This is a genomic window from Kitasatospora sp. NPDC059160 (genome assembly GCF_042755465.1).
Lineage (GTDB): Bacteria > Actinomycetota > Actinomycetes > Streptomycetales > Streptomycetaceae > Kitasatospora.
Genome location: NZ_JBHZCN010000192.1, coordinates 1 through 8,733, shown reverse-complemented (window position 1 = coordinate 8,733; position 8,733 = coordinate 1). Strand labels below are relative to the sequence as shown.

General features: G+C 73.3%; 9 protein-coding genes and 1 rRNA gene. 3 read left to right on the top strand and 7 right to left on the bottom strand.

What is annotated here, in order from left to right:
- Positions 1–114: 114 nt before the first annotated feature.
- The 3 genes from ACFXOZ_RS41285 to ACFXOZ_RS41275 form a co-directional block, all read right to left on the bottom strand.
- Positions 115–585: a hypothetical protein gene (locus ACFXOZ_RS41285; protein ID WP_380595203.1), complete on the bottom strand. Its 471-nt coding sequence runs from the start codon at positions 583–585 to the stop codon at positions 115–117.
- An 11-nt stretch (positions 586–596) separates the two neighbouring features.
- Positions 597–1,259, bottom strand: coding sequence for an LPXTG cell wall anchor domain-containing protein (locus ACFXOZ_RS41280; protein ID WP_380595201.1), 663 nt, complete (start codon positions 1,257–1,259; stop codon positions 597–599).
- A gap of 185 nt (positions 1,260–1,444) precedes the next feature.
- Positions 1,445–1,957, bottom strand: coding sequence for a DUF6584 family protein (locus ACFXOZ_RS41275; protein ID WP_375884050.1), 513 nt, complete (start codon positions 1,955–1,957; stop codon positions 1,445–1,447).
- 259 nt (positions 1,958–2,216) lie between these two features.
- Between ACFXOZ_RS41275 and ACFXOZ_RS41270 the strand changes: the two genes are divergently transcribed.
- Positions 2,217–2,795: a YbhB/YbcL family Raf kinase inhibitor-like protein gene (locus tag ACFXOZ_RS41270; protein ID WP_380595200.1), complete on the top strand. Its 579-nt coding sequence runs from the start codon at positions 2,217–2,219 to the stop codon at positions 2,793–2,795.
- Between the two features lie 62 nt (positions 2,796–2,857).
- Here the strand turns inward: ACFXOZ_RS41270 and ACFXOZ_RS41265 are convergent, their stop codons facing one another.
- A complete protein-coding gene (locus tag ACFXOZ_RS41265; RefSeq protein WP_380595198.1) occupies positions 2,858–3,565 on the bottom strand; it encodes an SDR family NAD(P)-dependent oxidoreductase in 708 nt (235 codons plus the stop codon).
- Positions 3,566–3,666: 101 nt separating this feature from the next.
- Here ACFXOZ_RS41265 and ACFXOZ_RS41260 point away from each other — a divergent pair, with 101 nt between their 5' ends.
- Together ACFXOZ_RS41260 and ACFXOZ_RS41255 are read left to right on the top strand one after the other, a co-directional pair.
- On the top strand, positions 3,667–4,551 hold the full coding sequence (locus tag ACFXOZ_RS41260; RefSeq protein ID WP_380595196.1) for a helix-turn-helix transcriptional regulator: 885 nt from the start codon (positions 3,667–3,669) through the stop codon (positions 4,549–4,551).
- 76 nt (positions 4,552–4,627) lie between these two features.
- Positions 4,628–5,272: a hypothetical protein gene (locus ACFXOZ_RS41255; protein ID WP_380595194.1), complete on the top strand. Its 645-nt coding sequence runs from the start codon at positions 4,628–4,630 to the stop codon at positions 5,270–5,272.
- Positions 5,273–5,443: 171 nt separating this feature from the next.
- Here the strand turns inward: ACFXOZ_RS41255 and ACFXOZ_RS41250 are convergent, their stop codons facing one another.
- From ACFXOZ_RS41250 to rrf, 3 genes are all read right to left on the bottom strand, one after another.
- On the bottom strand, positions 5,444–6,160 hold the full coding sequence (locus ACFXOZ_RS41250) for a hypothetical protein (protein WP_380595192.1): 717 nt from the start codon (positions 6,158–6,160) through the stop codon (positions 5,444–5,446).
- Between the two features lie 155 nt (positions 6,161–6,315).
- Positions 6,316–8,424, bottom strand: coding sequence for a phosphocholine-specific phospholipase C (locus ACFXOZ_RS41245; protein WP_380521642.1), 2,109 nt, complete (start codon positions 8,422–8,424; stop codon positions 6,316–6,318).
- Between the two features lie 233 nt (positions 8,425–8,657).
- Positions 8,658–8,733, bottom strand: a 5S ribosomal RNA gene (gene rrf / locus ACFXOZ_RS41240); the annotation flags it as partial.

The following is an 8,733-nucleotide window of genomic DNA, read 5'->3' as shown; positions in this document are numbered from 1 at the left end:
GGCCTGGTCTGAGGCCGGTCACCCGGCGAGGGGGGGGGGGCCGCCCCCCCGCCCCCCCCGGCGGGGGGGGGGGCCCGCTCACGCGGCCGCCCCTCCCCGTTCACGCCCTGGCGGTCACCAACCGGCCCTGCCCGCAGTGGACTTACTGTCCACCGTGTCGACCTGGGGGCCGGAACTGGTCCGGATCAGCGGTGTTCCCGCCGGGGTGATCGCCTCCCGCACCGTCCGTACCGGTCGCGCCGCGGGCTCCTCGGCCCCGAACGCGTCCAGCCGCAGCACGAGGTTGTGCGGCAGGACCGGCCGCGGCTGCCCCGGCCAGTAGCAGTCCGTCGCCCGGACCTCCCGGCTGCGGCGGCCGCCCGTACCGGTCACCGGACCGGGCACCACCTCGACGTCCGGCCGCCATCCGCGCCCCGGCCACAGGTGCTCCAGGCGCAGCTCCCAGGTGTCGGCGTCGACGACCAGGGACTCCCCCACCGCACCGGCCAGCACCAGGACCCCGTACGGGGTGCGGACCACCGCCCGTTGCTCGAAGTCGGCGTCCTTGCCGACCACCGTGATCCGCCACGCTCCGTCGACGAACATCCGTCGGACCGTCAGGCCTTGCGGCGGGCGGCGACCCGGCGCGCCGCCACGACGAGCCCGGCACCGCCGACCAGGGTCGCGGCACCGGCCACCGCGAGGCCGGTGTTGCCGCCGCCACCGGTCTGCGCGAGCGCCGGCGCGGCGGAGGCGGAGGCACTCGCCGAGGGCGAGGCGCTGGGGTGCGCGGCGGGCGAGGACGGGCTCCCCGACGGGCTCCCGCTCGGCGTCGGCGTCGCCGTCCGACTGGCGGTCGGCGTCGGCGTCGGCGTCCCAGGCTTGGTCAGGGTCGGGGTCGGCGTCGGGGTGCCCGTCGGCGTCGCGGACGGGCAGAGCGGCACGTCGGCGATCTGCTGGTCGATGTGGGTGTCCGCCAGGGTGTAGCGCCACCGGTCGCCGTGGCCCGAGTAGCCGACCGTCACCTTGGCGGTGCCGTGCCCGGCGATGGTGCCGTGGTGCTCCTCGGTGCCGCCGATCAGGCTGAGCGTGTAGTCGCCCGCGTCCTGGTAGTTGTTGCCGAGGACGACCTCGACGTGACCGGCGTCCGTCCGGCAGCCGACCGTCAGCGAGGCGTCGCCGGGGTGCCAGGCGAAGGCCTGCCCGGTCCCGGCCAGGGCCAGGGCCAGGGCGGCGACCGCACCACCGGTGACCGCGGCAGCGCGGCGTACGTGCTTCATCTGTGCTTCTCCTCGGAGGGTTCAGGGCGTTCGTGGGGGCCACGAGGGCCACCCCGGCCGCGCCGTCCGTGGGAATCGGCGGGCACCCGGGGCAGCACCGGACGGCCCCGACGGGCCGCCACCGTCAAGTACGGCCCACCCCCGCCCGGGGGTTCATCCCCGCACGCACCACCGCACCGAACCGCTCAGAACCACCAGCCGGCGAAGGTGACCATGCCGAGCACCGCGAAGGCTCCCAGCAGCAGGCCGACGAGGCCGATGCCGAGGCAGAACCACGGCCCGCTGTCGTCGTCGGACGCGTTCGGCCGGTAAGGGTCGGACACCTGGCCCCACTGGACCGGGCGGCCTTCCTCCGCGGAGGCCGCGGCACGGAGTTCGGCCAGCCGGGCGCGGGCGGTCTCGGTCGACGCGGTGCGCTCGGAGGTGCGCCAGGCGAGCGCCCGCATCCGGCGCCGCGGATCGGCGTAACGGCCCTCGAAGGCCGCGGTCTCGGCCTCGTCCCGCTCCTCCTCCAGGTAGGCCCAGCGGCCCGCCTCGACCGGCTCCCCGTACAGCCGGTAGACCTCGGCCAACCGGCGCCGGACCGTGAGGTCCGCCGGGTAGCGGCCCACCAGGCTACGCAGGCGTTGGCGGGCGACGGGTATCCGGCCGGCGCGGAGGTCCGCGTCGACCTTCGCGAGGGTGGTCTCAACTGTCACCGGAGCATCGTGATCGACGAAGAAGCGCTGGTCAAACGGGTTTCCGTGCCCGCACCCCAACCACCACCGGCCACCCGGGCGAGAAAGTAGTTGATAGGCAACAATGATTCTGCCGAGGCCCGCCGAGGCCCGCCGAGGCCTCCGGGGCCTGGTGACCAGGGAGGCCTATCCCGACGACAAGCGGCGTAAGGTCGTGCACGTCACCGACCCCACCCGCCGAAGTCCCTGACGGCGCCAGCGGCCCAAGGAAAGCGCCCCCATGTCCGTACTCGGCACCCTGCTGCGCAACCGCCGCCCGGAAGAACGCACTTACGCCTGGAACCAGCCCTGCCTGGACGGCCCGGAGACCCTCACCCTCACCAGCCGGGACTTCACCGACGCCGGCCTCCTGCCCACCCGGCACAGCGGCACCCGGGTCGGCGGCGAGAACCTCTCCCCCCACCTCGCCTGGAGCACGCCCCCGGCGGGAACGGCCGAACTCCTGCTCGTGGTCGAGGACATCGACGTCCCGCTGGGCTCGAACCCCGCCGTCCACTGCCTCGCGCTGCTCGACGGGCCCCGCCTGCCGAGCCCGCAGGAGCTCGCCCCCGGCGCCCTCGCCAAGTCCGCCCCCGCCCCGGGCGTGACACTGCTGCGCTCCTTCATCGGCCGCGGCTACCACGGCCCCGAGCCGCTCAAGGGCCACGGCCCGCACCGCTACGTCTTCGAGCTCTACGCCCTCGCCGAGCCCCTGCCGAACCGCGCCGCCCTCCCGAACACCCGCCCCCGCCGCCTCCTCACCTCCCTCACCACCCCGGTCCTCGCCCGCGGCCGCATCACCGGCACCAGCGAACGCTGACCCCCGGCCCGGCCCCGCCCGGCCGCGCGCCCACCCGGTGGATCGGTCACCCGGTGGATCGGTCACCAGGGCAGCGGGCCCTCGGCGTCGCGGTAGGTGCCGGTGGGGCCGTCCGGGGTCAGGCAGGCCATCCGGACGATGATCCCGGCGCCCTGCTCGACGGTCTGGATACCGGTGTTGCCGTTGAGGTCCGTCTTCGTGAAGCCGGGCTCGACGGCGTTGATGCGCATGTGTGGGAACGCCTTGGCGTACTGCACGGTGATCATGTTGACGGCGGCCTTGGAGGCCGGGTAGGCGACGCCGGGGTAGGCGTAGGTGGGGGTGCCCGCGGTGGTGACGCGGGTGAGCGAGGCCAGGCCGCTGCTGAGGTTGACGACGACGGGGGCGGCGGAGCGCTGCAGCAGCGGGAGGAACGCGTGGAGGACGCGTACCGTGCCGAACACGTTGGTCTCGAACGTGCTCCGCATCAGGTCGGCGGTGACGTCGGCGGCGCCGATGACGCGGTTGTCCGCGTCCCGCTCCTCCACGCCGGCGTTGTTGACCAGCACGTCCAGGCCGCCGTCGGCCTCGACGGTCCTCGCCGCCGCGGTGACCGAGGCGTCGTCGGTGATGTCGATGACGACCGGCCGCGCGCCCAGCCGCTCGGCGGCGCGACGCCCGCGCTCGGGGTCCCGGCTGCCGACGTACACAGTGTGGCCTGCGGCGATGAGTTGGCGGGCGGTCTCGAAGCCGAGGCCCTTGTTCGCTCCGGTGATCAGTGTGGTGGTCATGCCTCCACGATGCTGCGCGGCGACACCGTCAGCCAGGCGTCCGGTCTTCCTGGGACTGCCGGTACCAGGCACCTGCGGGTGGGGCGGTGCACAGTGGTGGCATGGCGACCACGGAGTTCGGGCGGACGGTACGGCGCTGGCGCGACCGGGTCCCGCCGGAGGCGGCCGGCCTGCCGGCGGGCGGCCATCGGCGCGCGGCCGGACTGCGCCGGGAGGAGCTGGCGCTGCTGGCCGGGATCTCGGTCGACTACGTCACCCGCCTCGAACAGGGCCGGGCGGCCAACCCGTCGGAGAAGGTCGTCGAGGCGCTGGGGCGGGCGCTGCGACTGAACGCGGAGGAGCGTGAGCACCTGTTCCGGGTCGCCGGGCTGGTGGCGCCGGGACGCGGCACGGTGCCCGCCTACATCACGCCCAGCGTGCAACGGATGCTGGACCGGCTGACCGGCACACCCGTCGCCGTCCACGACGCGGCGTGGACGCTGCTGCTCGCCAATCCGCTCTACACCGCGCTGATGGGTGAACGGCACGGCAAGGAGCGCAACGGAGCGTGGCGGAACTTCCTCGGCGAGGGCAGCCGGGTCCGCCACACTCCGGAGTCCCGGCGGGCGTTGGAGACCGCCGTCGTATCCGACCTGCGGGCGACGGCGGGCCGCTACCCGGCGGACCAGCGGCTGCGGCGCCTGATCGCCGATCTGCGCGGCAACAGCGAGCGGTTCGCCGAGCTGTGGGACTCCGGCGCGGTGGGGCACCAGGAGGCCTCGCGCAAGACCGTCGACCACCCGGAGGTGGGACCGCTGACGCTGGACTGCGACGTGCTCAGCGTCGCGGGCAGCGATCTGCGGATCATGGTCTACACGGCCGAACCCGGCACCGAGGACGCCGAGCGGCTGGCGCTGCTGGCGGTGATCGGCACCCAGACACTGGCAGGCCGCCCCAGCACCGGCGTCGGCACCGGCACCGGCACCGGCACCGGCACCGATTCGTGACGTGCCCCTGCCTAGTTCGTTCGCGCCCCGGTGTGGTGGGATGTGCTCGAAGGGTGACGAACGCAGGTGGGGGTGCGTGGTGCGGAGCGGACGACTGCTGGGCCTGGACGGGGACGCGGCGAATCTGGTTGCCGTGGGGCTGGTCCGGCTGGGGACCGAGGAATGGCTGGGGGCGACGGGCGGGGCGCCCGCCTGGGTGGGCGGGCTGCGCGCGGCCTCGTTCGCGGACGCCTGGCTGTCCTTCGGCGACACCGCCGCCCCCGGGCTGCGGGTGCCGGCCTCGGCGGTGGTACCTGCCGTCGTCGAGCAGGCCGCCGAGCTGCTGCTGCGCTCCTGCGGGGACGACGCGGCGACGGCGCTCGGCTGGCTGGGCCAGCGCTCCGCCGAGGCCCGCGAGGAGGCCGAGCGGGAGGACCAGACCCACCCCGCCGAGCCCTGCGCGCTGACCCTGGTGTGGCACGGCGTCCAGGCGCTGACCGCCGAGGACGGACCGGCCCACCGCCTCCGCGCCCAGGAGCGGGCCGAGGCCTACGTCCGGGAGCGCCACCGCCGCCAGGACACCCTGGCGCTGGTGCTGTGCTGCGCCCGGATCGCCGCGGCCGCGCTGGTGGAGCTCAGCGAGGGCGACCCGGCCCGGGTCGACGGCTGGCTGGAGCAGGACGCGGCGCGCGCGATGCCCCTCGTGACCCCCGTCCCCCTGTGGGTGCCGGGCCACCCCTGACGGCCGGCCCTGGTCCCGGCGGGCCGGGGCGCCGCCTCGGCCCCTGCTCGAAAGGGTTCAGGCACTCGGCAGCAGGAGCCGTGACAGCCCGTACTGGAACCGGCTGTCGAAGGAGTCCGCGGCCATGAGGTGATGCGCCGGCAGGAACGATCCTCCCGGCTCAGTCCCGGGTCACCTCGACGCCGGGGCCTGGCCTGCCAGCCAGGCCCGCCAGACACGACGGGTGTTCGGCAGGTCGGGGCGGTCCAGGAGCCAGCGCACGTACCCTGCCTGGCAGCGGGCCCACGGGCTGTCGGATTCGACCGCGCGGTCGAGCCTGCCACGCAGGTCGGCGCTGTCGACGGCCCGGGCGACCCGCACGTACTCGCGGTCCTTGCAGCGGTACGCGCGGTGGACGACGATCTCGACCAAGTCGGTGAGCTTCGCCCTGATCGCCTCCGGCTGGTGGGCCAGGGCCAGGTCCCGGAGAAGACTCTGCTTCGTGCCCCACGCCTTCGCATGGTGGGTCCACTCCTGCGGGTATCTCGCTTCCCACTCCAGGAAGAGCAACGCGTAGGGCAGCCCGGGCCAATGCGCCAGATCCCCGCTCGCGGGGCGACCCCACAGCCCGTCAGGCAGCGAACGTCCCCGCGCTCGGCCATACCTCCGGCGCGCCTCACGGAAGGCCGGCTCCTGGTACTGCTCCTCCGCCCCCAGGGGCATCGTCAGCCGCCACAGCTCATTGCACCGACCGAGCGCGTCCTCGACCTGCTCCTGTGCCTCAGCCAGTTGGTCAAGCGCTGCACTTCTCACCGCCGGATCATCCGCTATCAGTCCGAACGCCCAGCCCAGCCGCTCGCCCCAGGCACAAGCGTCGTCCGCACCTGGACTACCTGCCTCTTCCGTCACGCAGGGGATCATCCCCCAGCACCGTCCGCTCGCTCCACCCGATGGTGCGCGGCGGGCCGGTCCCCGTCCGGAGTGGACGGGGACCGGCCCGGTTGTGCGGGGAGCATCGCGGGAACGGGGTCGGGCTCCGCCGGCGGAACCCGTCGGGGCAGCGGTCAGCGCGGCCCGGGGTCGCTGATGCCGGGGCGGCCGTTCTCCAGGTGCCCGGCCCAGCGGCGCCGGTAGGCCGGCCCGTCCGTGGCGGCGACGGCGACGTCGTACCAGCGGTTCTCGTCGCGCAGTTCGAAGGTGAACCGGGCGTCGTCGCCGGGCCGCAGGGTGCGGCCCTGCTTGGCGCCCTTGGCGTACGCGTTCTCGGCGGTGACGGTGCGGGTGGTGTCCCCGTGGTTGGACACCGTCACCCGCACCTTGTCCTTACCGGGTTCGAAGCGGGCGACCAGGCCGCCCACCGTCTTGCCCTCGAACTCCTGCACCGAGCCGTTCGGCCCGTGGGCGACGAGGTGGTAGCCGCCGTCAACCAGCGGCCAGTGGTCCTCGAAGCTGTCACCGGCCGAGACGGTGTAGCGGCGGGGGGCGGCCGTCGGCGCCGTCCGGTCGTAGACGTAGAGCCAGGCCCCGGCCGCGCCCCGGTTGTTCAGGTTGAGCTGGAACACCGTCGCGTCGTCGGTCTCGTCCTCGTTGACCCGCAGGTCGTACGGGAGGGCGCGGGCCGGGCGGGTGCCCGGCTCCTGGGTGGGCATCCGCTGGGGCAGCGGCACCTGGTACGGCTTGCCCTGGGAGGCGATCGGCGCGGGCACGGGTATCGAGACCTTCCCCCGGTCGGCACCGGAGAAGTCCAGCGCCGAGGTGAGGTCACCGCAGACGGACCGGCGCCAGGCACTGATGTTGGGCTCCTCGATACCGAAGCGGGCCTCCAGGAACCGCAGCACCGAGGTGTGGTCGAAGGTCTCCGAACAGACCCAACCACCGCGCGACCAGGGAGAGATGACCAGCAGCGGCACACGCGGGCCAAGCCCGATCGGCTGCAGCCCGCCGCGGTCGGCGCCGGGCACCAGCGGGCTCATCTCGCCCGGGTACTTGGCGAGGTCGAGCAGCTCGTCGCCGAGGCTCGCCTCCAGGTCGGTGGAGACCATGCCCTGACCGCCCGGCCGGCTGACGACCGGCGGCATCGGCGGCACGACGTGGTCGAACAGGCCGTCGTTCTCGTCGTAGTTGATGAGGAAGACGGTCCGGCCCCAGACCTCGGGGTTGGAGGTGAGCGCGTCCAGCACCAGGTTGATGTAGTACGCGCCGTCGGTGGGGGTGGCGGAGGGGTGCTCGCTGTACAGGTACGGCGGGACGATCCAGGAGACCTGCGGCAGCCGGCCGTTCTGGACGTCGGCCCGGAACTCCTTGAGCGTGTGGTCGGTCGCGCCCTTCTCCACCAGCGGACCGGAGGCGCCCTCGGCGACCTGGTAACGCTCGAAGAACATCAGCGAGTTGTCGGTGTAGTTGTCCGTCGGGGTGCCCGGCTCACCGGAACCGCCCTGGTACAGCTTCCAGCTGACCCCGGCCTGCTCAAGCCGCTCGGGGTACGTCGTCCAGGTGTAGCCGTTCTTGCCGTTGCGCTCCTCCAGGCCGGGCCCGTTGGGCTTGCGGCCGTAGGCGTTGCGCGGGTCGCTGGTGCCGGTCCACAGGTAGATGCGGTTGGGCGCGGTGTCGGCGTGGACGGAGCAGAAGTACGAGTCGCAGACGGTGAACGCGTCGGCGAGGGCGAAGTGGTACTGAAGGTCCTGACGCTTGAGGTGCCCCATCGTCATGACGTCCTGCTTCTGGTTCACCCACTGGTCGTGGCGCCCTTCGTTCCAGGCGAGGTGACCGCTGCTCCACCCGTGGTCCGTCCCGGCCTGGTGCTCGGTGGTGTTCCTGGGGTCGATGTACCAGGGCAGCACCTCCTTCTCGGAGGCCGGCAGGCCGCGGTCGTGGTAGCGCCCGGTCTTCACCGCGGCGGCGGGCTGGTGCCAGTTCGGCCGGCCGTCGGGCAGAGCCGTTGGACGCGGGTCGTCGAACCCGCGCACGCCGCGGAGGGTGCCGAAGTAGTGGTCGAAGGAACGGTTCTCCTGCATCAGGATGACGACGTGTTCGACGTCCTTGATCGAGCGGGTCCGGCTGATCGCGGGCAGGGCCAGCGCCTTGCCGACCGCGGGCGGCAAGACGCCGAAGCCCGCGGCAGCGGCGGACGCGCCGCCCAGCTGGAGGAAACGGCGCCTGTCGATGGAGGCCACGTGATGTCCTTCCCAGTCGTGCCATGCATGGGTGTTCCGAGAAGGCTCGAACATAAGGCAGCGCACACGGGCCGTACACAGTGCGACGGCGAACGCCACGTGAGCTTTCGGCCAACTGTTGTCCAGTCAACTTCCCACCCCGGCGGCCTACTCCGCTTCCGCCGCACACCGAACGGCCGGAAACGCGAAAAGGCCCCGCCTGGTTCACCCGGCAGGGCCTTTTCTGAATGATTGTTCGGCGGCGTCCTACTCTCCCACAGGGTCCCCCCTGCAGTACCATCGGCGCTGTGAGGCTTAGCTTCCGGGTTC

Coding starts and splice junctions, on each gene's coding strand:
- ACFXOZ_RS41265 (WP_380595198.1), bottom strand. CDS start 3,565: ATGACCACCACACTGATCACCGGAGCGAACAAGGGCCTCGGCTTCGAG.
- ACFXOZ_RS41285 (WP_380595203.1), bottom strand. CDS start 585: ATGTTCGTCGACGGAGCGTGGCGGATCACGGTGGTCGGCAAGGACGCC.
- ACFXOZ_RS41260 (WP_380595196.1), top strand. CDS start 3,667: ATGGCGACCACGGAGTTCGGGCGGACGGTACGGCGCTGGCGCGACCGG.
- ACFXOZ_RS41270 (WP_380595200.1), top strand. CDS start 2,217: ATGTCCGTACTCGGCACCCTGCTGCGCAACCGCCGCCCGGAAGAACGC.
- ACFXOZ_RS41280 (WP_380595201.1), bottom strand. CDS start 1,259: ATGAAGCACGTACGCCGCGCTGCCGCGGTCACCGGTGGTGCGGTCGCC.